This is a genomic window from Reinekea sp., from assembly GCF_982785585.1.
In genome coordinates, this window is sequence record NZ_CEYAVF010000013.1 from 45,239 (window position 1) to 70,199 (window position 24,961).

Consider the following 24,961-nt stretch of genomic DNA (forward strand, 5'->3'; position numbering starts at 1 on the left):
TCGACTAGAGCGGGCCCGAGCAACCAACCTTGCCGACTCAGGCCGTTGACACAGATAATATTGCCGTTCTGAGTGATCTTGGGTCGGTTATCGCTGTAAAAAGCCCGGTGAGTGCCCATCACTTCCAATATTTCCGCGTCGGCAAAGCCCGGATGCAGGCAATAGATCGCCGACAGCAAATCCAGTGAGCTGCGCACGGTCACCGAGCGGGTACCTCGGTCGCCTAAATCGGTGGTGCCGACGACAAAAATATTGTCCGGCTTGGGGACCACATAGACATGGAAGCGTTGTTGAATAATGCGCACCGGCCGGGTGAAATGCACTCGCTTGGTGCGCACTCGAATGGCTTCACCGCGCACCGAATGGAGGGCTTGGGCGCCGGTTTCGGCATAGGTACTGGCCTTTACTGCCCCGGCGCCGCGACAATCGATCACCCAATCGTATTGCTTTTGCAGTACGCTACCATTGCCTTCTAGCGGCCAATGTTCGATCACCTGGGCATGCTGGCGAATGGCTCGGGTCGAGGCGGCTAGAAATTGACGATTACAAATTTGACCCTCATTCTTAAGGAAGACCGCCGTTTCAAAGCGTTCCAGATCGGGTTCCAAATTCAGCACCTCCTGGTTATACAGCATCCTGATTTGACTATGATGCTCGGGTAACAGCTGATGCATTTTCGCATAGAGGCAGAGCAGGCAGTCCTGTTCCTCTGAGAAGGAAATGGCCACGGTGCCATGCTGTTGAAAGAACACGGGGTGATGCTCGGGATCCAACTCACGCAACTGGCTCAGGGCATCGGGCCACAGGTTATGACTTTGCAATCCGAGTCGAACGACTTCCGGGGGCGCGTGAACGGCCTCGGACAGGGGCGAAATCATCCCCGCCGAGATGGTCGCTGCCCCCTGAGGATGATCAAAGGACTGGGCCTCGAATAACGTAACTCGGTGCTGGGCACCAATCAGCTTTAACGCAGCCAACCTGCCCATAACACCGGCACCGACGATGGCAACCTTCATAATACCCTATCCCTCTTATACCCTTAATCATCTGAGAGCCGACTGCATAACGGGCGAGCCTACAGTCTAGTTTAGGTTTTGAGTTTTGCTGAAATAAACGCGTCATGCCGGAACATCATCAGCCTTATGGATCGCTATGCCGCGAATGCCGACTCACTAGCGGCGTAGCCAGGCAATACAGACGCTTTCGAGCCTAGGACAGACAAAGAAAAGGTATTTTATTGACCGAATGGACAATTTATTATCAGTTCGAGTCGAAGTAAGCTAAGCTGCCGACAAATTATTGGGTGAAAACTATGACGTGGTTGGATATTTTGGGGTACGTGGGATCGGTGTTAGTAGCCATTTCGTTGATGATGGGCAATATCAAACGTTTGCGTTGGATCAATCTGTTCGGCGCCGCGGTCTTTAGCAGTTATGGCTTCTTGATCGAGGCGACGCCGGTATTCTTGCTTAATGGTTGGATCGTGTTGGTTGATATCTATTACCTGGTGCGGATTTATCAATTTAAAGACAATTTCGATATGGTCAAACTGTCGTCGGTGCGCACGCCCCTGTTCGAGTTGTTGATTCAGCGCTATGGCGCAGACATCGTGCAATATTTCCCTCATGCCACGGTCGATCAACTTGACGATGCCGTGGCCCTGTTGATTTTTCGCAATATGAAGCCGGTCGGCCTGTTCGCCTATCAGCAGCATAATGAGGTTGGCGTGGTCGAGGTGCTAATCGACTATGTTATTCCCGACGCACGCGATTTTAAAACCGCCCAGTTCTTGTTTGGTCAGCACACCAGCCGGTTGCGTGGCGAGGGCATTCATCGGCTGGTTAGTTACTCCGATCGCCCGGCCCATATTGCCTACCTCAGAAAAATGGGCTTTGTTGCTGAGGCATCGGGTTTCCATCTGGATATAGGCTAGGGTGCTGCGCCGACGGTTTGCGCCCGACTGGGATCGAGTTTAGGCGAGTGCGCGACAGCCATGCTGATCAGCCCGGTCTGTCCGAGTTAGCGGGGCGCGGTGGGGTATTTAGCGCTAAGCTATGTTAAAATGCCACCTTCTTACCGGACTGGTTCTGTTATGAAAAAAACTTTTTTGCGCGGCATGCTGAGTATCCTTCCCCTGGCCTTATCCGTTTGGCTGTTCTGGTCGATTATCGTCACCTTGGACGACTTGGGCCTGTCCTTTTTACAGCTCATCGGTTGGCATGCAGCCTGGGATGGAGTTGGCTTTTTGCTGATTTTCTGTCTTATCCTCGTTGTCGGTTTGGCCTTCAGTGTCAGTCCCATTCTGTGGTTGTATCAGCAATTTGAAAACCAGATGATGCGCTTTCCGCTCTTTAAAACCGTTTACGGTGCCTTTAAGGATTTAGCGTCCTTGGCCGGAAACGACGATAGCGAGCTGAATCAACGTCAGACGGTCTTGATGGCGCAAACCAATGGCAGCTATATAGTTGGCTTTATCACCGCCGACAAGATGCCCGAGGCACTGCTCACGGCACTGCCAGAGGAGGGCGACTGGGTGCCGGTGTTGTTTCAACTGAGTTATCAGATTGCCGGTGTCACGTCACTGGTACGTCGGGCCGATCTTATTTATGTCGACTGGTCCTTCGAAGAGGCCATGCGCTTTATGTTAACGGCCGGGGTGTCGCAGTCGAGCGCGATGAAAAAGCCGACTTAACAAATAAGCCATAGACATCAGCGCCCAGAATCATTTAGCATCCCGCCCTTCCTATGATCCCGCCGTTTCGCGGGCATACTGGCAATTAACTGATGGCGGAGCTGAAACCTTGCTGACGACTGCAAATATCACCATGCAATTTGGCGCGAAGCCGTTGTTTGAAAATGTCTCAATCAAATTTGGCGATGGCAATCGCTATGGCCTAATCGGTGCTAATGGCAGCGGTAAGTCGACTTTTATGAAAATTCTCGGCGGCGATCTGGAACCGAGTCTGGGCAACGTCTCGAAAGATCCCAACGAACGGATCGGTAAGTTGCACCAAGACCAATTTGCCTTCGAAGAATTTAATGTGATCGATACGGTGATCAAGGGTCACACCGAGCTGTGGCAAATTAAGGCGGAAAAAGACGCCATCTACGCTCAGGCTGAGATGACCGAGGCCGATGGCCTGCGGGCCGGCGAGCTGGAAGGTGAATTCGCGGAAATGGACGGCTACTCGGCCGAAGCCCGAGCCGGTGAGCTCTTGCTCGGGGTCGGCATCCCGATCGAGCAGCACTACGGCCCAATGAGCGCCGTGGCACCGGGCTGGAAACTGCGCGTGTTGCTCGCCCAGGTGCTGTTTTCCGATCCGGATATCATGCTGCTCGATGAGCCGACCAACAACCTCGATATCAATACCATTCGCTGGCTCGAAGGCGTGTTAAACGCGCGCAATTGCACCATGATCATTATCTCGCACGATCGACACTTCCTGAACAGCGTGTGCAGCCATATGGCCGATCTGGATTACAACGAGCTGCGCGTTTACCCGGGTTCATACGATGAGTATATGACGGCCTCGACCCAGTCGCGCGAGCGCCTGTTGTCGGACAATGCCAAGAAGAAGGCCCAGATCGCCGAACTGAAAACCTTTGTCAGTCGTTTTTCTGCCAACGCGTCCAAGTCCAAGCAGGCGACCTCGCGCGCCAAGCGGATCGATAAGATCGAGCTGGCCGATGTCAAACCCTCGAGCCGTCAAAACCCCTATATCCGCTTTGAGCAGGAGCACAAGCTGCACCGCATGGCACTCGAAGTAAATGGTCTGGCTAAAAGCTATGAATCAGCCTTATTTAATGATCTGGACTTGACCGTCGAGGTGGGCGAGCGCATTGCCGTAATCGGCCCGAACGGTATCGGTAAGTCAACCCTGATGCAGTGCCTAGTCGGGGTGTTGGAGCCAACGGCAGGTCTGATCAAATGGTCTGAAAACGCCAATGTCGCCTACTATGCCCAGGATCATGCGGCCGATTTCAAAGAGGATCTCGATCTGGTGGCCTGGATGAACCGCTGGGGTCGCGAAGGCGATGACGAGCAGATTATTCGCGGCACCTTGGGTCGCTTGCTGTTTTCGTCGGTCGATATCAACAAGTCGGTCAATGTGATTTCCGGTGGCGAACAGGGTCGTATGCTGTTTGGCAAGATGATGCTGCAACGGCCCAACATCTTGGTGATGGATGAGCCGACCAACCACTTGGATATGGAGTCGATAGAATCCTTAAACCTGGCCCTGGAAAACTATCCGGGTACCCTGGTGTTTGTTAGCCACGACCGGGAGTTCGTTTCCAGTTTGGCAACGCGTATTATCGAGTTGACGCCCAAGGGTATTGTCGATTATCACGGCAGCTATGATGAGTACCTGGCCAGCCAGGCGATTGTCGGCTAACGGCAAGGCGCCCCGGGCGGGGCGGGCTAACGTATAAGCACAAAAAAAGAGGTCCTAGGACCTCTTTTTTTGTGCCTTAATGGTGCCGTTAAGCAAGCCACCGAGCTTCGCTAGGGCCGGTGGCGGGCACCTTTCAGGGCGTGTTCTAGCTGTTGCCGTTCGGACTGCGGCGTGGCTGCCGGGTCTTATTGCCGTCACCCTGCGGGCGCGGCGTGCGGCCACTGCTTGGCCGTGCCGGAGCACGTTGACCGTCACGGTGTTCGCTGCGCGCCGGCTTAGGCTTCTTAATGCGCGGGATCTTGACGTTGAGGGCCAGATCCGGCAACGCGCGTTCCGGCTTAAAGCCGGGGTACTCGCGCCGTTCCAACAGCTCACCGGTCAGGTTTTGAATGTCAGCCAACAGGTCGAGATCTTCATGGCAGACAAAGGACAGGGCCTCACCGCTGGCGCCGGCTCGACCGGTCCGGCCGATACGATGGACATAGTCCGCTGGCACATTGGGCAGGTCGAAGTTGATCACGTGTGGCAGCTCATCGATATCCAGGCCGCGGGCGGCAATATCGGTCGCGACTAGGACGCGCACGGCACCGCTCTTGAAGTCGGCCAGGGCACGCGTTCGAGCACCCTGACTCTTGTTGCCGTGAATGGCCGCGGCGGTGATCTTGCTCGACTCTAATTTCGCGGCGAGGCGGTTGGCGCCGTGTTTGGTCTTGGAAAAGACCAAGACCTGCTGCCAGTTGTTGTCCCCGATCACCTGGGTGAGCAGGGAGGGTTTGCTGCCCTTATCGACCGGAATGATCCACTGGGTGACCGATTTGGCGGTGGTCACCGTCGGCGCCACGGCGATCTCGACCGGATTGTTCACGATTGTCTTCGCCAGGGTGCGCACGTCCCCGGCAAAGGTTGCCGAAAACATGAGGTTTTGTCGTTCTTTGGGCAGAACCCGAAGGATTTTTTTAATATCGTTGATAAAACCCATGTCGAGCATGCGGTCGGCTTCATCGAGCACCAGTATTTCGAGCTGATCAAAACGCACCGCATTTTGATTGTGCAGATCCAATAGCCGACCTGGGGTAGCCACCAAGATGTCGACGCCGCGTTTCAGTTTAATCATCTGTGGATTGATCTTCACCCCGCCGAATACTACGGCAGAACGCAATGGCAAGTATTTGCCATAGTTCACGACACTTTCTTCAACCTGGGCGGCAAGCTCACGGGTTGGTGTTAACACCAGGGCGCGAACCTGATTGCCGCGCGCCTGATTACCCGATTCGGATAGGCGGTGCAGGATGGGCAGGGTGAAGCCCGCGGTCTTACCGGTGCCGGTTTGGGCGGCGGCCAACAGATCCCGTTGTGCGAGTACGGCCGGTATGGCCTGCAGCTGAATCGGGGTGGGTGTTTCATAACCCATATCTGAAACTGCTTTTAAAATAGATGAAGAAAGACCTAAGTCGGCAAAACTCATAGCAAGGCTCTAATTGGGAGTGAATGAATGATAGAGAGAGAACTCAGTTGAATTGCGCGCGAGTATAGCAGTAAGTTTGGTCGCGCGCGCTGTCCATTCTGGTCCGGCGCCCAAGGGCCTTTAATGTGGCTCTGGCGGGGCCTGGCGGGCGATGATCTAGCCGTAGATGCACAGATAGGCGGTGTCGATCACGACCTTGAGTTGGAACTTACTGTCGGCCGGGACATGAAACTCAGTGCCGGTCGCAAAGCTTTGCCAGGCGTCAGTACCGGGCAGGCGCACCTGCAGTTCGCCGGCCACAACCTGCATCAACTCTGCGGCCTCGGTACCGAATTCGTATTCACCGACGGCCATAACACCGATGGTAGTTGGCTTGGCATGTCCGGTTAAGGCCAGCGATTGCACGTTACCGGAAAAATATTGATTGTGTTTGATCATGAAATTCTCATTATTGTCTGATGTTGGGGGAAGGGAGCGTCAGCGCTCAGATCGATCGATATTAAAGCCTAAAGGATGGCGCCAACGCAACCGTTGGCGCGCGCCAAACCGCTGTTCGGCTTCGGCCCCGCCGATGATGGTGCTAGTTCAGCAGGGCGAGCAGCTGCTCGGCTTCTGTTTCGCTGACCAAGAATAGGCGGAAAAAGTCATGCAACGGATAGCTGTCCTGAAACGCCGTCAGGTGGTCCCAGCGGCCCTCGATCATATATTGCAACAGCGTGAGCAGTTCACCCGCCGGGCCGGCGCGCTCGATCAGCGCCGCTCGGGTGTTGGTATCGAGCGGTAAATTGGCCAGGACCTCATCTAAGGGGCGGTCCAAGAACGCATCGATGACCGACAAAAAACCAATAAAAAAGCATTCCCCGGCTGGGAATGAGCCCAGAAATTGACCGAAGCGTTCCAAGGCAATGGCGCGCAACAGGGTTTGGCGTAGCAGCTCGTGAGGCTTGTCGTCCAGGTCGGTGAGCGCGATCAAGGACACCCATTGGCGCAATTTATCGAGCCCGAACACGACTAGGGCCTGTTCGATATTTCTGATCGGTGTGATGCGGACATGGATGCCGAGATTGGCCAGGCGCAATAATTTGACCGTCAGCACCGGGTCATTTTTGAGGATCGCCGCCAAGGTTTCAAGCCGGACCTCAGGATCCATCAAGGCCCTGAGCAGCTGTAGTGTGGAGATTTTTGAGGGTCGAGCAAGGCGCTGATGAGTGAGTTGCGGCCGACAGAAAAAATAGCCCTGGTAGTAATCAAAGCCGAGGCTTTCAGCCAGTTGAAAATGGCCCTGGGTTTCAATCTTTTCAGCCAGCAACTTAACACTATACTGCGCCAGCTCGCCGACCAAGAGGGCAATTTTATCCTCATCCAAGGCCTGAAAGTCGATCTTGATGATATCGGCCCAGGGCAGTAACTTGGCGGTACTGAGGGTCATATCGAAGTCATCGAGTGCGATCTGATAGCCCTGCATCTTGAGATTTTGCACCGCGGCTATGACGGCCGGAGTGACCGTAACGGTTTCCAGTATTTCAACAATGGCAGTGCTGGCATCAAGCGGTAGAGGCTGCAATAAACACTCTGTGGAATGGTTGATAAAAAACTTGTAACGCGGATCGGCCAAGACCTGATCATCGGACGTCATAGCATTGAGTATAACCTGGGCCGTGGCAGCCTGATCATCGATTAGGCCGATCTTGTCCGAGGGCCTGAACAACAATTCAAAGCCCATAACGGCCATCTGCTGGTCAAAGATCGGCTGTTTGGCATAGATTGCCGGTGTCAGACTAGGCTGGGAGTCGAGTTGTGATGTCATAGGCTATCCAATGTAAGGCCTAGTGTGTTGGTTGATCCAAGTGCCGTTGCGCTCGGTTGAATCCAAGACAACCGAGGAACCTTGACAATACAGCATCTCAGACCCATCCGACTCTTTTATGTGCGCGGCATGCGCCAGGCTGGTTCCTCGGGCCAGGCCTCGAGCCCAAATGGTACAAAATTGGTTTCGACTTATGTTGAGCGGTTTAAATCGGCGTTCGAAAACTCAATCGCAGGCAGCAATCGGAGGCTAAACCGTTTCCTGTGCGGTGCCGTGATGGCCCTTATTGCTCAATAAGCGTCAATTTTTTGTCGTCAATATCTGGATTTTCCTCAAGCGCCACTAGGGTACCATCCACATCCGCCAAATTACCGTTGGCCTCGAGCCAGCTCTTGCGGTCGCCAGCGCGTTTCTTGGCGAGCAGCATATCCATCAACTCATCGGTTTGATCGCCATCTTCGACGGTCAATTGCACTAAACGCCGAGTGTTGGGGTCCATGGTGGTCTCGCGCAGTTGCAATGGATTCATCTCACCCAAGCCTTTGAAGCGGGTTATCTGCACCTTGCCGCGTTTATTTTCCGCCTTGATGCGATTGAGAATGCCTTCGCGTTCGTCTTCATCGAGGGCGTAAAAAACTTCCTTACCGATATCGACCCGAAACAGTGGCGGCATCGCGACATAGATATGGCCCTTTTCCACCAAGGTACGGAAATGCCGGACAAAGAGTGCACAGAGTAGGGTGGCGATATGCAGGCCATCGGAGTCGGCATCGGCGAGAATACAGATTTTGCCATAACGCAGGTCGTCGATGTTGCTGGAATCGGGATCAACCCCCACCGCAACCGCTATATTGTGCACTTCCTGGCTGGCCAGAATCTCGGAGCTGTCGACTTCCCAAGTGTTTAATATCTTACCGCGGAGCGGCAGAATGGCCTGGAAGGTTCGATCGCGCGCCTGCTTGGCCGAGCCCCCGGCCGAGTCGCCCTCGACTAAAAATAGCTCGCCGCGCATCACCTCATGGCCGGAGCAGTCGGCCAGCTTGCCAGGCAGTGCCGGACCGCTGGTAATCTTTTTCCGAGTTACCTTCTTAGCTTTACGCAGTCGAGCATTGGCATTGGAAATGGCCAATTCGGCGAGTTGCTCGGCGACCTGGGTGTTTTGATTCAGCCAGAGCGCAAAGGCGTCCTTGACCACACCGGATATAAAGGCCGAGGCCTGGCGCGATGACAGCCGTTCCTTGATCTGACCGGCAAATTGCGGATCCTGCATTTTGAAGGACAGCACATAGGAGCACTTCTCCCAGATGTCTTCTGGGCTGAGCTTAACGCCGCGCGGCAACAGGTTGCGATATTCACAGAATTCGCGCATGGCATCGAGCAGGCCTTGGCGCAGACCATTGACGTGGGTGCCGCCCTGGGTCGTCGGGATTAAATTGACATAACTCTCATAGATGCCTTCACCACCGTCTGGCAGCCATTGTACGGCCCAGTCAACGGCTTCGCGCTCACTGGCCAGAGATCCAACGAAGGGCGCCTCAGGCAGGGTGTTATAGACCGAGGTAGTGGCGAGCAGATAGTCAGTCAGGCCGGCCTCGTAATACCAGGTGTCGCGCTCATCCTTCTCTTCATTGAAATAGTTTATCCGCAAGCCCGGGCAGAGCACTGCCTTGGCGCGCAAGACATGGCGTAATCGGCTTGAGAGGAATTTGCCGGTGTCAAAATAGGACGCATCGGGCATGAATCGGACCGACGTACCGGTATCCTTCTTCGCGCAGGTGCCGATGATTTCTATATCGGATGACTTTTCGCCGCCGGTAAAGCCCATGCGATGCATCTGGCCGCCACGCCGGACGGTGACCTCGAGCATGCTTGATAGAGCGTTTACCACCGAGACTCCGACCCCGTGTAAGCCACCGGAAAACTGGTAACTGGTGCCAGAAAACTTGCCACCGGAATGCAGCCGCGTGAGAATCAGTTCAACGCCCGGGATGCCATGCTCTGGGTGAATATCAACCGGCATACCTCGGCCATTATCGGTCACACTGAGCGAGCCGTCTTTGAATAGGATGACATCGATCTGGTCGGCAAAGCCGCCAATGGCCTCATCGACCGAGTTGTCGATCACTTCCTGCGCTAAATGGTTGGGCCGCGTGGTATCTGTGTACATGCCCGGGCGCTTGCGCACCGGATCCAGACCACTGAGGACCTCGATGGCTTCGGCGGAGTAAGTATTTTTGGTCATCGGCCAACGGACCTCTCATAAAAAACTGAATGAAATCAAGGCGGTTAGGATAACAGAATAGGGCGGGAATGCTACGCGGCGGACCCGGTTGCCGGCCAAGGTGCGGAGTCAACGCGATGCGCTCGTTAGGCCGAGGCGGGCTCTTGCCGGTTAGTAACCGGTCTGGGAAAAATCGATATCAAAATCGACACCATCGATGCGCGATACGGCGGTGTCGATGGTTCCATCCGGATTCAGGACCAGTTTGCGATACCCGGGCCCGAGCGGGTCAATGCCAAAGTCCTGACTGAGGGGCTGAAACTGGACGCAGGTCGAGGGCGTCGACAAGTACCGTACGCCGTCGACGACCTGATCACTCGCCTGATGGACATGACCGCAGACCACGGCCCGGACGCAACTGTGTTGATCGAGCAGGGCTTTCAATTCGTCGTTATTGCGCACGCCGATCTGGTCGATCCAGCGGCTTTGCAATGACACCGAGTGGTGGTGAAAGGTAACCAATACATGGCGATCGGCATATTGGATAAGGGCCTGTTCGAGAATCGCCAGCTGATCTGCAGCCAGATGGCCGTGGACACGCCTGGTCACAGTCGAATCGAGTAGCACCACGACCCACTCACCTAGGTCGACTATGGCCTCGGCATGATCGAGACCCTTGCCCGCAATCGCCATATGGCTAGGGTTATCGTGATTACCTGGAATCCAGCGCATCGGAGCGGGTAATGGGGCCAAAAAGGACAAGAAGTTTTGGTAGGCCTGTAAACTGCTGTCTTGGGCAATATCGCCGGTCGCGATAATCAGATCAATGTCCGCGACCTCGGATTGGACAAGCTCCAAGATGAGCTTCAGGCTACGTTCGGTATTCATGCCCAGCAGGGTGCCCTCTGCATGACCATGCAGGTGAGGGTCGGTAATCTGGACTAGAGTATGGGCTCTGGGCATCAGCTTGATAGGTCCCTGTAAGACAGCAAATGTAGGCTTTCCATTAGGAAAGAGTGTAGTCAATGTCGCTCAAAGTATACAGAGCGTGGACTATTTCGTGACTCAACCTACAAATATACCCCGAAAAATGGCATGTGATCGAGTTTTTTCTATTTGGGCACCCACAGTTCCCGCACCGTGCCGTGGGTCAAGAGATGGCCAAGCCATTCAGCCAGGTAGCGATTGACCTGCTGTTTTTCATCTATTTGGTACATCTGCTCATTGGGGTAGCGATAGACCCCGGCCAGTTGCTGACCTTGGCTGATGCCCACCACCTCGGCCAAACGTGCATCGGAATACATCCGTACCGTCAGTTCGACTCGGTCCATGGGCGCGGGTATGGCGTGGGCCTGCTTAACCAGTTGCAGGGTAGTGGTGTACTTAAAACGTTCGGTCACGTGGATATCCACATCAATCTGATGGCCACCGTTGTCTTGCCAGCTAAACTGGTAATGAGCATCGGATAGATCCCGCAGCAAGCGCTCGAGCCTGACGTAGTTGGCTGCACATAGCGCTGCGTGTTGGGATATATCTGGAACGTATTTTTTCATGCCCACCTATCACAAAGAGATGTTTCGTTTAGCTGCAACCATTGTAGTGCGATTATGGCGGCGGCATTATTAACCACGTTGTCCCGAACCCAGCCATAGGCTTCGGCAAAGGGCACGCTGAGCACCCGAATATCCTCACCTTCCTCGGCCAGGCCGTGAATGCCCGAGGCCTGATGGCTATCGACCTCGCCAACAAAGAGATGAATACGCTCATTGGAACCGCCGGAAGAGGGCCAGTAACGACTGATCGAGTGCACTCGACCGATATCGACCCCGGCCTCTTCGATCGCCTCGCGCCGTGCGACCGCTTCGGGTTCTTCATCCTTGTCGATCAAGCCGGCTACCAACTCGATCTGCCAAGGGTTTGCGTCCTGCAAGGTGCCGACTCGAAACTGTTCAATTAATACCACCGCGCGCCGGCCAATATCCACCAAGAGCACGCATACCGCGTCATGGCGATCCATTAGCTCGCGCGAGATGGTTTGACTACCGCCATCGAAGCGCTGGTGCGTCACCGTCATCTGATCCATCTGGTAAAAACCACGGTATAAAGGCTCTACAACATCAATACTGTAGTGAAATTGCTCTGTATCTCGTTTCATTGTCAAATTCCTAGTCTCGTAGCACTGCTTTTGTGCGACACTAATGACTTTTGGCGCTGGTGATTAGTCATCTAAATTGTGAATAATTGGTCGTCAATAGACAGAAAAGCTCAAGGCAACTCATGGAGACGTCAGCCGTGCATCGGCATAATGAATCCAGTCCCTCATTCATTGCAAGTTTCGAGACAATCGCATGCTTATAAAACCTTTGATCGTCGGCCTGGTTTTGGTCGCAGTTACCGCCCACGTTTCGGCCTCACCATCGCTGCTAGAAACCTATGACCAGGCACTGGCCAATGACCCGCAATTGGCGATCGCTCGGCTCAACGCCGAAAACGCCCAGCAGGACGTGACCACCGGTTACGCCAACGTGCTGCCCGATGTGACGGCCAACGGCAGTTACCGAATTGGTAGCGACAGCGGGACTGAGTCGCTCTTTCCGAGCTTTGATGCCCAAACCTTAGGCGGCTCGATTACCGTCAGTCAAAATATTTTCGTCTTGGCGGCCTTTACCGCCTACGAGGCCGTCAAGGTCAATGCCACCATCAGTGAGATCGAAGCGGTCTATGCCGAACAAGAATTAATGGTTCGAGTATCGGAAGGCTACATCTCCGCACTGCGGGCGAAAAATGCCTTAGCGGTGTTGCAGGCGCAGCTTGAAGCTGTGGCCCGCCAATACGATCAGACCCAGCAGCGCTATGATGTCGGTCTGGTGACCATTACCGATGTGCTCGATGCCAGTGCTACGCTCGATCAAACCAAGGTCAGCCTGATTCGGGCCGAGTCTCAATACGACATCGCCCTGCAGAACCTATCGGTTATTACCGGTACGATTCCCGATGGTGTGCAAAATATCAGCGAGTCAATGCCGATTACGTCGCCTTCTGAAAACGGTCAACAGCAGTGGGTCGACTATGCCATCACCCAACACCCGGATATTATCGCTGCCGAACGTGGCCTAGAAGTGGGTCGCCTGTCGTTGCAGGCTGAGCGAGAAAATCTGTTGCCGCGCGTCAGTGGCAGTGCCACCTTCGGCTATTCCGATACCTTCGGCAGCTCAGCCTTCGATAACGATGATGAAACTAACTGGAGCGCCAGCTACGCGATTTCGGTATCGGTGCCGCTCTATTCCGGTGGCGCCGATCAGGTGTCCGTGGTCAAGCAGGGTCTAAGCAACAATATTGCCGAGCAGCAGGTTGAGCTACTCAAACGTGCTAAGGCGGTCGCTGTGGCCAACCTGTATCGCACGGTACGGGCCGACGCGCAAAATGTTGACGCCCAGATCCAAGCATTGAAATCGCGCGACAGCGCTTTGCAGGCAACCAGCGTCGGTTATGAAGTTGGCACGCGCAACATCGTCGAGGTGCTTAACTCACAGGTTGCGGTCTTTAATGCGCAAAACGCCTTGAATAACGCTCGCTACGACTATCTGCTCGACTTGCTCAAACTGAAAAAAGAAGCCGGTCAGCTGGCGTTAAAAGATCTGGAAAGCATTGAGCAGTACCTGATCGCCGACTGAACTCTTGGTGAGACGCTGGGACCTCAGCCCCAGGGGGTAGAACGATACCTAGACCTGCGTCCTAATGGCGTAGCGTCGATCCTGGTACCAGCAATGAATTAACAGGCATCAACACCGTTAACCAGACCTGCAGGGCGTTTTATAGCGGCGTTATGAGTATTCTAGCGGGAAGATAAAACGGTTGATCAGTCAACCGTGTAGGGTGGGGCGATCATCTCGTCGAGAATCCCTTCACGAATCGCCTTATTGGAGATGCGCATTTCCTGGATGTCGAACAGATGAAAGATGCGATGTAGGATTATATAACCCGCAGCGAACACGGCAATGCGCCGCGGGTTTAATTCCAACAGATGGGACAATTGCTGCTGGTTCCCCGCTTGGGTTAAAACCGGCAACAGACGATCTAATTGTTTGCGCTTGATCACGCCCTCGTCGGCAATGCCCAGATTATGCATGGCCCAACTGACGGCCTTTATTGTACCAGAGGAACCCATTGCATCGTCCCAGTTGAGATCCTTAAAACGATCCGAGACCGTGGCCAACTGGCTGTCGACAAAGTCCATACAGGCATTGAGTTGGCCTTGGGGCAGGCTGTCGTAATCGAGAAACTCTGAGGTCAGGGTGACACAGCCCAGCTCAAGGCTGGCCACGGCCAAGGGTTCTCGGCCCGAACCGACGATCATTTCGGTACTGCCACCGCCGATGTCGAGTACGAACCGCTTTTGATCTGGTTGCCCTTGCGACACGCCGCGGTAGATGTAGAGCGCTTCATCTTCGCCCGTGAGGATGCGGATAGGCTGCCCCAAAGCCGTCTCGGCCAGGCGCAAAAAGTTTTGGTCCTGATAGAGCATGCGAAAGGCACTGGTGCCGACCGCGGATACGGCGACATCTGGGTAAGCCTTGAGTAATTGGCCAAAATGCGACAGACAACGTAAAGCCCGACCACGGGTTTCATGATTGATTCGGCCGGCATCGACACCGGCGGCCAGGCGCACTAACTCGCGCCGACAGTCAACCGAGACCAGCCTGTTGTTCTCATTTTTCATCAAAACGAGATGAAAGCTATTAGAGCCTAAGTCGACGGCTGCAACATACTGAGGTTCGTTCATGAGTCAAAGTCTTTTTATTTGCCCCAGAATATAGCGGTAAATGGCCTTCAAAGCCAAACAAAGGGTGCCCAAGGTGGTTAAAAATCAGACTTAAGCGTAAGGAGTGTCGAGTTGCCTCTCGCCTTGCAACTTTCAATTTTGACCCACACTGCAAAAAATGGAAAAGAGTCTGGCAGAAATATCACCTACAACAGCCCAGGCAGCAGCAGCCGGGGCCAACACCCCAATGACCCCGCGAGTGACGAAATCAGTCCGCGGTAAGAGTCAGGTAAAATCAGGCCTAAGCCCCTGATGTCGGGTTTTATTTGACCCCTTGGTCAGGCATTCGTCGAGGGGTCAAGCCTATTTAGCGGCCGGTTTTGTCGAGTGGAGGGCGGTCAATACCGATTCTTACGTTGCTACCAAGCGTTGAATCATTAGTATGGTTCTTTCGAGTATGTGCTGCGCATTTTCACGTTTGCGACATACCGCATCGTTATCCTGCTGTTAACCGGCAAACACTATCATTTTGATCGTCTCCAATCGTGACATTGGGGATATGTAAGAACCGAACTGGAAGATTGACATGAAAAAGCTATACCCTGGATTGTACCGACCCGAATTTGAACACGATGCCTGTGGCATCGGCTTTGTTGCCAACCTGAAAGGGCGCAAATCGCATGGCGTCATTGAAAATGCGCTAACCATGCTCGCCGCGATGGAGCATCGAGGCGGAACCGGAGTCGATATTAACAGTGGTGATGGCGCCGGCGTCTTGATCCAGATTCCACATGACTTTCTCGCCGAAGAGACCCTCGCCTTGGGTCTCAATTTGCCTGAGAGCGGTGAATATGGCGTCGGCATGGTGTTCTTCCCGGCGGATGAAACCCGGCGCGCTGAATGCCGCGCCATCGTCGAGCGCAATATCAGCAAATTGGGCCTGACTTTGCTCGGTTACCGACCGGTACCGACCGATAACAGCATGATCGGCCAGACCGCCCTCGATACCGAACCGTGCATCGAACAAATATTTATCCAGAACACCAATTGCAAGACGCAGCAACAGTTTGAACGCAAACTCTATGTATTGCGCAACTACTGCTCGCATCTGATCTATGACACGGTTGCGGGGATCGGCGAAGACTTCTATGTCGCGTCGATGTCCTCACGCACTCTGGTTTATAAGGGTCAGCTGACCACCGCGCAGGTCCGCGAATATTATCTCGATCTACAGAACGAGCGTTGTGTCTCAGCCATGGCGATGTTTCACAGCCGCTTTGCAACCAACACCATCCCGCACTGGCGCCGTGCCCAGCCGTTCCGTTATCTGTCGCACAACGGCGAAATCAATACCGTCAACGGCAACATCAACTGGCTCACAGCACGTCAGGCGCTGTTTGAGTCGGTTAATTTCACTACCGAAGAGATGGATATGCTCTTGCCGATCTACGATCGTGGCATGTCCGATTCGGCCAACCTCGACATGATGGTTGAGCTGCTGGTTTTGTCCGGTCGTCCGTTGGCGCAAGCCATGATGATGGTGGTGCCGGAAGCCTGGCAGACGCAGGACGATATGGACCCGGCCAAGCGGGCCTTCTACGAATATTATGCCTGTATTATGGAGCCTTGGGATGGCCCGGCGTCGATCTCCTTTACCGACGGCAATGTTATTGGCGCCACACTCGACCGCAACGGTCTGCGCCCATCACGCTATTTGGTGACCAATGACGACATGGTGGTCATGGGTTCTGAGACTGGCGCGTTGATGGTCGATCAGTCAACCGTGATCGAAAAGGGTCGCCTCGAACCGGGCAAAATCTTTATTTGCGACCTAGAGAAGGGTCGCATCATCTCCGATACCGAGGTGAAGTCGGACATCAGCAGTCGTCAGAACTATCTCGACTGGGTCGCTGACGAGAAGATCGTCCTGGATGACCTGCCGACCCCTGAGGTGACGGTTGAGCATCCAATGCTCGGCAACTTGCAAAAGCGTCAGCGCGCCTTCGGTTATACCGACGAAGACCTGCGCCTAATCCTAGCCGATATGGTTGGCACGAAAAAAGAGCCGCTTGGCTCCATGGGTACCGATACCCCCTTCGCTATTCTGTCCGATCGGCCACAACATCTGTCGCACTATTTTAAGCAGCTTTTTGCACAGGTCACCAACCCGCCGATCGATCCGATCCGCGAAGAGATGGTCATGTCACTGCGCACTTACATCGGTGGCGACCTGAATCTGTTGGCCGAAACCGCCAAGCATTGCCATAAGCTGGAAATTAAGCGGCCGGTACTCAATAACGAACAGCTGATGAAGTTGCGTTATATCGATCACGCGCACTTCCAGACCCGCACCATTCCGACAACTTTTCGGGCGACTGGTGCCAGCGGCGAATTGGAGCGTGCCCTTGAACGCATCTGTCGCTATGCGGTCGATGCGGTCAACGATGGCTTCCAAATTATTGTCCTCAGCGATCGCGATATCGATACCGATCACGTCGCCATACCCTCGGTCTTAGCGACTGCGGCCGTGCATCACCATTTGATCCGCTCCGGCTTGCGCGCCGACTGCGATATAGTTGGCGAATTTGGCGACGTACGTGAGACGCATCATGTGGCCACCGTGCTCGGTTTTGGGGCATCCGCGGTCAACCCGTACATCGCCATCGAAACGCTGATGGAGCTGCGCAACGACGGTATTATCGACGCCGAGTTGACCGATAAGGATGTCTTTGCCCGCTATGCGTACGCCATCGACTCCGGCCTGCTGAAAATATTTTCCAAAATGGGCATCTCGACCCTACAGTCCTATCAGGGCGCGCAGATATTCGAAGCCCTGGGTATTAAACAAGATGTGATCGATCGGTATTTTACCGGCACCGTGTCGCGTATCGAGGGCATCGGGCTGGATGAGATCGCGCGTGAGTCCTTAACCAAGCACCGCACCGGCTACCCGTTGGAAGATCAGATTTTCATGGAATCGACCCTGCCCTCGGGCGGCGATTATGCCTGGCGCCACGATGGCGAACGGCATCTGTTTAATCCGACCACGGTGCGTTTGCTGCAGCACGCTACCGAGCAGAATAACCAAGCACTGTTTAAGGAATATTGCCGCAATATCGATGACCAGTCGAATTCGCTCTACACCTTACGCGGTCTATTGAAGTTTCGCTCGGATCGCCCGGCGGTACCGCTCGCTGAAGTGGAATCGATCGAGCAAATTTTTAAGCGCTTTGCCACCGGCGCCATGTCGTTCGGCTCCATTTCCTGGGAAGCCCATACCACCTTGGCGATCGCGATGAATCGTATCGGCGGTAAGTCGAATTCCGGTGAGGGCGGTGAAGATCCGATCCGCTTTACGCCGCTGGAAAACGGCGACAATATGATCTCGAAAATCAAGCAGGTCGCCTCGGGTCGCTTCGGTGTGACCAGTCACTACCTGACCAACGCCGAAGAGTTGCAGATCAAGATGGCCCAGGGTGCCAAGCCCGGAGAAGGCGGTCAGCTGCCCGGTCACAAGGTGGATGCTTGGATCGGTCGGACCCGTGGTTCGACCCCAGGGGTCGGTCTGATCTCCCCGCCGCCGCATCACGATATTTACTCGATCGAAGATCTGGCGCAACTTATCTTCGACCTGAAAAACGCTAATCGTGCGGCGCGCATCAACGTCAAACTGGTCTCTGAAGCCGGTGTGGGTACCATTGCATCCGGCGTCTGCAAGGCTTACGCCGATGTGGTCTTGATTGCCGGACATGACGGCGGCACCGGTGCCTCGCCGCTGAGCTCAGTGAAACACGCTGGCCTGCCGTGGGAGCTCGGTTTGGCCGAGACGCACCAAACCTTGGTGCAAAACGGTTTGCGCTCGCGCATCACCGTGCAGGCCGACGGCCAGATGAAAACGCCGCGTGACCTGGCCATTGCCACCCTGCTCGGCGCTGAAGAATGGGGCGTTGCCACGGCTGCCTTGGTGGTCGAGGGCTGTATTATGATGCGCAAGTGCCATCTCAATACCTGCCCAGCGGGTATTGCGACTCAGGACAAGCAACTGCGCGAACGCTACAAGGGCAAGGTCGAGAACGTGGTGAACTTCTTCACCTTTATGGCCGAAGGTCTGCGCGAAGTGATGGCTGAACTTGGTTTTCGCTCGATCAATGAAATGGTCGGTCAGACCCAGTGTCTGGCGTCCCGGACCGATGTCGACCACTGGAAATTTAAAGCGGTCGATCTGGCCCCGGTGCTTTACAAGGCCCAGCCGATGTTCGAAAGCGACACCCTGTACCGGTCTATCGCGCAACAACATCGCATCGATGATGTGCTCGACCGGCAGTTGATTGTCGATGCCGCCGCTGCGCTAGAGCACAGCACCCCGGTGAGCTTGGCGTATCCGATTCGCAATGTGAATCGCTCGGTCGGTGCCATGCTGTCGAATGAAATTTCCAAACGCTACCATGCCGTGGGTCTGCCGGAGGATACCATCAAGGTCAAATTCAACGGCTCTTCGGGCCAGAGTTTTGCTGCCTTTACCGCCAAGGGCGTGAGCTTTGAACTGGAAGGCGATGCCAATGACTACTTTGGCAAGGGCCTATCCGGTGGCAAGCTGGTGGTCTATCCCGACAAGCGCGCGCCCTTTGTCGCGAGTGAAAACATCGTCATTGGCAACGTCGCCTTTTTCGGGGGCACCAGTGGCCAAGCCTTTATTCGCGGCCGCGCCGGTGAACGCTTCTGCGTCCGCAACTCCGGCGTCAGCGCCGTGGTCGAAGGGGTTGGCGATCACGGTTGTGAATATATGACCGGCGGTTGCGCCGTGATTCTGGGCAGCACCGGCCGCAACTTTGCCGCCGGCATGTCCGGTGGTGTCGCCTTTGTGCTCGATGCTAAGGGTGATTTTGCGGCCAACTGCAATATGGAAATGGTCGCCCTGGAAGCACTCACCGAGGCCGATGCGATGCAGTTGCACGGCCTAGTGCAGCAGCATTACGAGCTGACTGAATCCGATGTCGCCCAAGCCTTGCTCGCCGACTGGGCTGAGGCCCTGACCCACTTTACCAAGGTGATGCCAGTCGACTACAAGCAGATTCAGACCTATATGCAGGCCGCGCGCGACTCCGGTAAGTACCAAACCGAAGACGAGGTCACCGAGGCGGCATTTCAGATGCACATTGAATTTTTGAAAGCACCGAAAAAATCCGTGCAAGCTACGGCATAAGGAAACAGACATGGGAAATCCAACGGGTTTTATCGAGATTGCACGTAAGTTACCGGAAGACCGTGATGCCAAAAGCCGGCTAATCGACTGGCAGGAAGTGCACGAGCACTTGCCCGAAGCCGAGATCAAACAACAGGCATCGCGTTGCATGGATTGCGGCGTGCCCTTCTGCATGTCGGGCCAGTCCGAATATGCACCAGTGGTGGCCGGCTGTCCGGTCAACAACCTGATTCCAGAATGGAATGATCTAATCTATCGCGGTCGTTGGAAGGAAGCCTTGCAGCGTCTGCACAAGACCAATAACTTTCCAGAATTTACCGGACGCGTTTGCCCGGCACCCTGTGAAGGTTCCTGCGTATTAGGCATCAATGCTGACCCGGTGACCATCAAGCTGCACGAAGTATCGATTATCGAGCGTGGCTTTAGCGAAGGCTGGGTCACCGCCCAACCGCCGAGCAAACGGACCGGTAAAACGGTTGCCGTGATTGGCTCCGGCCCCGCCGGTTTGGCCGCCGCCGCGCAGTTGAATTCGGCCGGCCATAAGGTCACGGTATTCGAACGGGCCGATCGGATTGGCGGGTTGCTGATGTATGGCATCCCCAATATGAAGCTGCAGAAAGAGCTGGTGGAACGCCGGGTGCAACTGATGTTCGAAGAGGGCATTACCTTTGTCACCGATACCGAGGTGGGCAAGGACATCAGCCTGGCGCAGATCCACGCCGATTTCAGTGCCGTGGTCTTTGCCACCGGTGCGACGGTCCCGCGCGATTTAGTCGTAGACGGCCGATCGGCACAGGGCGTGCATTTTGCCATGGAATTTCTCGGCAAAAACACCAAGAGCCTGTTGGACTCGCAGCATCAGGATGGCCAATACATCAGCGCCCAAGGCAAGGATGTGGTGGTGATCGGCGGCGGCGATACCGGCACCGATTGCGTCGGGACCTCGATGCGGCACGGCTGCAAGTCGGTGATTCAGCTGGAAATCATGCCGCAACCACCTGGCCGCCGTCAGGCCAATAATCCGTGGCCGCAGTGGCCCAAGCGATTGTTGGTCGATTACGGTCAGCAGGAGTCGGTCGCCGTGCAGGGTCATGACCCGCGCATTTACGAAGTGATGACCAAGCAGATAGAGCAGGACGCCCAGGGTCAGGTTGTGGCCGTGCACACCGTGAAGATCGAATGGCAGAAAAACGCCACCGGTCAGATGGTGCCGGTGGAAGTCGCCGGCAGCGCAACCCGCTACCCGGCCGATTTAGTCTTGCTGGCCATGGGCTTTATGGGACCGGAAGCGGCACCCTTGCAGGCGCTGGGCGTTGCCCAAGACGCGCGCTCCAATGCCCAGGCCGCCTATGGTGCCTTCAATACCAATGTCGAGGGTGTGTTCGCCTGCGGCGACGCCCGACGCGGTCAGAGTCTGATCGTGTGGGCGATCAATGAAGGCCGTGGCGCGGCGCACGAAGTGGATAAGTTCCTGATGGGTAAAACCTACCTGCCGAAGTAAGATCCGCAGCACCAAAAAAGCCGCCACCCATTTCGATAATGGGTGGCGGCTTTTTTTTGCCTGCTCTAAGCCCCGCTAAGATACAGGTCAACACGTTGCGCCAATAAAAAGTCTTATTTGCATGGTTAATTGGCAATTAAATGCCAAAATATTGACGACAATTGAGCCAAATAGGGGTCCGATTCGACAATAGGGCCGTTAGTCAGCCAAATCGGCATAGAGCGAAGTCGATAGATAGCGTTCGCCGAAGGATGGAATAATCACCACAATCAGCTTGCCGGCATTCTCCGGTCGCTTGGCAACCTCTAAGGCGCTCCAGACCGCCGCGCCGGACGAAATACCGACCAACAGACCCTCTTGACTGGCCATCGCACGCGCCGTGGTAAAGGCGTCGTCATTGTTGACCTGAATCACTTCAGCCAACAAATCGGTTTCTAAGATGGCCGGAATAAAGCCGGCGCCGATGCCTTGCAAGGGATGGGGTGCCTTGGTACCGCCTGACAGCACTGGCGATGCCGCCGGCTCGACAGCAATGGCTTGGAAGGCCGGATTTTTCGCCTTGAGTGCACGGGCCACACCAGTGACGGTGCCACCGGTACCGACGCCGGCAATCAATATATCGACCTTGCCATCGGTGTCGGCCCAGATTTCTTCGGCCGTGGTGGCCGCATGGATCGCTGGGTTGGCCGGGTTCTCAAACTGCTGGGGTATGAAATAGGTTTCTGGGTCCGACTGTTGGATCTCCTGGGCCTTGGCGATGGCGCCGCCCATGCCGTCTGGTCCGGGGGTGAGAATCAATTCCGCGCCATAAGCCCGCAACAGGATACGACGTTCAGTGGACATGGAGGCGGGCATGGTCAGGATGCATTTATAACCTTTGGCGGCAGCAACCATCGCCAGGGCGATGCCGGTATTGCCCGACGTGGGTTCTACAATCGTCATACCTGCTTTAAGCGAACCATCGGCCTCAGCCGCGGCAATCATCGCCGCACCGATTCGGTCTTTAACCGATTTGCCGGGGTTAAAGAACTCCAGCTTGGCCACAACGGTTGCAACGCAGCCATCCGTTAGCGCGTTTAGTTTGACGAGCGGGGTGTTGCCGATCAGATCGATCACACTGTTGGCAATGCGCATAGAAATCTCCTTAGGGGTTTTTAACTATTGTAATGCCAGGATCCCAACGTTGTTAATAACCATTCTCTCTAATGTGTTGGCAAAAAAAACACCCAAACCCCGGATGGAACCGTCGCAGTCTAAATTTAATGCATTGTCCATAATTTGAAGTTGCGCACAGTCGACTGGTAAATACTGTCTATAGTTATTGGTATTGTTGAAAAAACCGGTTTTTCATAATGAGACAGTGTGAGGAGATACCCGTGAATCGAAGACTGCTTTGGTTAGTTGCCCCCATCGTGATGACAGCTCTGGTGGCCTGTGATCCGACCACTGAGGACACCAACGGCAGTGCCGGTGGCACGGCCACCACCACCGAGGGGGTCGAAATTTCCTTGGGCACGGGTTCTGGCGGCAATTTTAATGAAGGGATAATGAGTGCCTCGGTCGGCGCCGCGTCTCTGTCAGCCGGCGGGACGACCACCGTATCGGTCAATATTGTCGATGTGTCGAGCGACAATGCACTCTATTCAGGCACCCCTGTGGAGGTTGAATTTGACTCTCAATGCGCGGCCTCGGGCAAAGCGACCTTCTCCAACCCTAGCGTGCTAACCTCTACCGGCATCGCCTCAACCACCTATCAGGCCGAAGGCTGTTATGGTGATGACACCATCTCGGCCAAATATACGACGGCAACCGCCGCGGTGACCATCAGCGTGTCACCCGCCGACGTCAACAGCATTGGCTTCAGTGCCTTGTCGGCCTCATCCATTGCCTACGGCAACAGCTCGACCGAAGCGCAACCCAATTTATCCGTCGTAGTCTTCCTCTTGCAGGATGCCCGCGGCAATCCGGTCGAGGGCCAGACGGTAAGCTTTGAAATATCGTCAACCGATACGAACAACGGCGTGGCGCTGAGTAACAGCTCGGATATCTCCGATTCCGAAGGCCTGGTCGAAACCCGAGTCAATGCCGGGACAGCGGCGGCCAATCTGCGCGTCGTGGCAACCTTTAGCCCGAGCGTCGGGTCAGCCATCGCGACCCAATCGCCAGCCATTGCCGTGAATACCGGTCCCGCCGATTGGGACAGCTTTATCGTCGGGCCGGATACCTGTGCGGTGGCCAAAGCCTATAATATCTTTAATTTAACCGCGCAAATCACTGCGGTGGCCGCGGATCGGCACAATAACCCGGTCGCAGATGGCACTGAGATCTCCTTCTGGACCGAGTCGGGGCGCATTGAACCGAGCTGTCAGACGACCTCGGGTTCCTGTTCGGCTACCTGGTGGAGTGGCGGCGGCACCACCCTGGATGAAGGCGGTGCCTTGGGTCTGTCGACCATTGTGGCCTATACCGTTGGCGAAGACTCTTTCGTTGAGCTGACGATGAAAAACGGTCTATACGATGTCGGTGAAACCATTATTGCCGCGCCGGAAATGTTCCACGATTATGATTTTGATTTGGCCTATGACGCCGGCCAAGATACCTATGTCGATTATGATAATAGCGGCACCTACGATGCCAGCAATGGTGGTATTTATAGAGGTGGGCTATGCAGTGCGACGGCCCTGGCGGCAGGTCATTGCGGCGAGGAATCGGTGCTGGTGTGGGACTCGACCCGCATTACCCGCAGCACCACCTTTATGGCCTTGACGCCGTCCGATAGTGGTAATTGGGATGTGACCACGGCCGCTGGTGGTGCGCAAACCTTCAGCGTGGCCGTGAGCGATCTAAACGGCAATCACCCGCCTGCCGGCACAACGTTGACAGCCACCTCGGATACGGTGGATATCGAGGTGCTGAATGGTGCTTCGCCCAACTACTGCCCCGGTGGCCCGGGCAGTCATCAGTTCTTTGTGCGAGTGAAGCCTAAGGCTGCCGATGGCGCCAGTTCTCCGGTTAAACTCTCGGTATCTGCCGGTGGCGAGGTGACATTGGATTACAGCGCGACCGCGACCGACGACGATTAGGTGATGGTGTGTTATGAATCCGGCTAGGGTGTGAGGTCCAGTGCCAGCAGGGCGGCGATAAACTGCACCCGGGCCGTTGGATCGCGCGGTGCCTGTACTCGAATCAGGCTGTCGCTGTCGATCCGTACCATGCCCGGGCCGAGCCAACTTTCGATCTGTTGGCTGAGCGTGGCCATGCGTTGATAGCTCGGGTTGATCAGTGTGAGCCTAACATAGTCGTCCGTGCGCGGTTCATCTGCCACGGGATTCAGGCCGTCTGCCACGGTCACCTGTGACAGCAGCGGTTCGGCCCAAGCCAGTTGTGCCAGCAGCACGCTCGTTAGCAGCAGCCCTCTTCGATCGATCCAACCCAACATCGTCCGCATTGCAATCACCCCTGATCCTAAGTTGGTCCAGTTTAGCAGAGTCGCAGCCTAATGGGCGGTCGTCTGACGCTGGAGTATTTTTACCTGTTCTTGCGTGCTGGCTCACAATATTCCGCCGTCCCCGGGCCGCTGCCTTGATCTTTACTCGCGACTTCCTTAG

General features: G+C 55.1%; 18 protein-coding genes. 7 read left to right on the top strand and 11 right to left on the bottom strand.

Going from position 1 to position 24,961, the window contains the following annotated elements:
- A partial coding sequence (locus AC4FIC_RS07110; protein WP_474334167.1) for an FAD-dependent oxidoreductase occupies window positions 1-1,016 on the bottom strand: 1,016 nt, incomplete at its 3' end.
- A gap of 296 nt (window positions 1,017-1,312) precedes the next feature.
- On the opposite strand from AC4FIC_RS07110, the gene AC4FIC_RS07115 reads away from it, so the two are divergent.
- The 3 genes from AC4FIC_RS07115 (at window position 1,313) to AC4FIC_RS07125 (ending at window position 4,394) form a co-directional block, all read left to right on the top strand.
- On the top strand, window positions 1,313-1,933 hold the full coding sequence (locus AC4FIC_RS07115) for a hypothetical protein (protein ID WP_100255872.1): 621 nt from the start codon (window positions 1,313-1,315) through the stop codon (window positions 1,931-1,933).
- 159 nt (window positions 1,934-2,092) lie between these two features.
- Complete coding sequence (locus AC4FIC_RS07120) at window positions 2,093-2,692, top strand: DUF502 domain-containing protein (protein ID WP_100255873.1); 600 nt, start codon at window positions 2,093-2,095, stop codon at window positions 2,690-2,692.
- 109 nt (window positions 2,693-2,801) lie between these two features.
- Window positions 2,802-4,394 carry an ABC-F family ATPase gene (locus AC4FIC_RS07125; protein ID WP_100255874.1) on the top strand — a complete coding sequence of 531 codons (1,593 nt, stop codon included), beginning with the start codon at window positions 2,802-2,804 and terminating at the stop codon, window positions 4,392-4,394.
- A 145-nt stretch (window positions 4,395-4,539) separates the two neighbouring features.
- Here the strand turns inward: AC4FIC_RS07125 and AC4FIC_RS07130 are convergent, their stop codons facing one another.
- From AC4FIC_RS07130 to AC4FIC_RS07160, 7 genes are all read right to left on the bottom strand, one after another.
- Window positions 4,540-5,859: a DEAD/DEAH box helicase gene (locus AC4FIC_RS07130; RefSeq protein ID WP_100255875.1), complete on the bottom strand. Its 1,320-nt coding sequence runs from the start codon at window positions 5,857-5,859 to the stop codon at window positions 4,540-4,542.
- A gap of 156 nt (window positions 5,860-6,015) precedes the next feature.
- Window positions 6,016-6,297, bottom strand: a complete 282-nt coding sequence (ppnP, locus tag AC4FIC_RS07135; RefSeq protein ID WP_100255876.1) for a pyrimidine/purine nucleoside phosphorylase — start codon at window positions 6,295-6,297, stop codon at window positions 6,016-6,018.
- Window positions 6,298-6,439: 142 nt separating this feature from the next.
- Window positions 6,440-7,666, bottom strand: a complete 1,227-nt coding sequence (locus AC4FIC_RS07140) for an EAL and HDOD domain-containing protein (RefSeq protein ID WP_100255877.1) — start codon at window positions 7,664-7,666, stop codon at window positions 6,440-6,442.
- Between the two features lie 283 nt (window positions 7,667-7,949).
- Entirely contained in the window at window positions 7,950-9,908 is a 1,959-nt protein-coding gene (gene parE, locus AC4FIC_RS07145; protein ID WP_100255878.1) for a DNA topoisomerase IV subunit B, read from the bottom strand.
- Window positions 9,909-10,058: 150 nt separating this feature from the next.
- Window positions 10,059-10,850, bottom strand: coding sequence for a 3',5'-cyclic-AMP phosphodiesterase (cpdA, locus tag AC4FIC_RS07150; protein ID WP_100255879.1), 792 nt, complete (start codon window positions 10,848-10,850; stop codon window positions 10,059-10,061).
- A 149-nt stretch (window positions 10,851-10,999) separates the two neighbouring features.
- Window positions 11,000-11,440, bottom strand: coding sequence for a DUF1249 domain-containing protein (locus AC4FIC_RS07155; RefSeq protein ID WP_100255880.1), 441 nt, complete (start codon window positions 11,438-11,440; stop codon window positions 11,000-11,002).
- Window positions 11,437-12,042 carry an NUDIX domain-containing protein gene (locus AC4FIC_RS07160; RefSeq protein WP_100255881.1) on the bottom strand — a complete coding sequence of 202 codons (606 nt, stop codon included), beginning with the start codon at window positions 12,040-12,042 and terminating at the stop codon, window positions 11,437-11,439. The genes AC4FIC_RS07155 and AC4FIC_RS07160 overlap by 4 nt, the downstream gene beginning before the upstream one ends.
- 193 nt (window positions 12,043-12,235) lie before the next feature.
- Here AC4FIC_RS07160 and AC4FIC_RS07165 point away from each other — a divergent pair, with 193 nt between their 5' ends.
- A complete protein-coding gene (locus AC4FIC_RS07165) occupies window positions 12,236-13,561 on the top strand; it encodes a TolC family outer membrane protein (RefSeq protein ID WP_100255882.1) in 1,326 nt (441 codons plus the stop codon).
- Between the two features lie 185 nt (window positions 13,562-13,746).
- Here the strand turns inward: AC4FIC_RS07165 and AC4FIC_RS07170 are convergent, their stop codons facing one another.
- Window positions 13,747-14,670 (bottom strand): Ppx/GppA phosphatase family protein, encoded by a 924-nt coding sequence (locus tag AC4FIC_RS07170; protein ID WP_100255883.1) that lies wholly within the window; start codon window positions 14,668-14,670, stop codon window positions 13,747-13,749.
- 565 nt (window positions 14,671-15,235) lie between these two features.
- On the opposite strand from AC4FIC_RS07170, the gene gltB reads away from it, so the two are divergent.
- A complete protein-coding gene (gene gltB, locus AC4FIC_RS07175) occupies window positions 15,236-19,852 on the top strand; it encodes a glutamate synthase large subunit (RefSeq protein ID WP_100255884.1) in 4,617 nt (1,538 codons plus the stop codon).
- Window positions 19,853-19,862: 10 nt separating this feature from the next.
- Complete coding sequence (locus tag AC4FIC_RS07180) at window positions 19,863-21,353, top strand: glutamate synthase subunit beta (RefSeq protein ID WP_287418598.1); 1,491 nt, start codon at window positions 19,863-19,865, stop codon at window positions 21,351-21,353.
- A 198-nt stretch (window positions 21,354-21,551) separates the two neighbouring features.
- Here AC4FIC_RS07180 and cysK read toward each other — a convergent pair whose 3' ends face one another.
- A complete protein-coding gene (cysK, locus tag AC4FIC_RS07185) occupies window positions 21,552-22,487 on the bottom strand; it encodes a cysteine synthase A (protein ID WP_273286471.1) in 936 nt (311 codons plus the stop codon).
- 242 nt (window positions 22,488-22,729) lie between these two features.
- On the opposite strand from cysK, the gene AC4FIC_RS07190 reads away from it, so the two are divergent.
- Window positions 22,730-24,436: a hypothetical protein gene (locus tag AC4FIC_RS07190; RefSeq protein ID WP_287438348.1), complete on the top strand. Its 1,707-nt coding sequence runs from the start codon at window positions 22,730-22,732 to the stop codon at window positions 24,434-24,436.
- A 23-nt stretch (window positions 24,437-24,459) separates the two neighbouring features.
- Here the strand turns inward: AC4FIC_RS07190 and AC4FIC_RS07195 are convergent, their stop codons facing one another.
- Entirely contained in the window at window positions 24,460-24,801 is a 342-nt protein-coding gene (locus AC4FIC_RS07195; RefSeq protein WP_145980207.1) for a hypothetical protein, read from the bottom strand.
- Window positions 24,802-24,961: the final 160 nt, after the last annotated feature.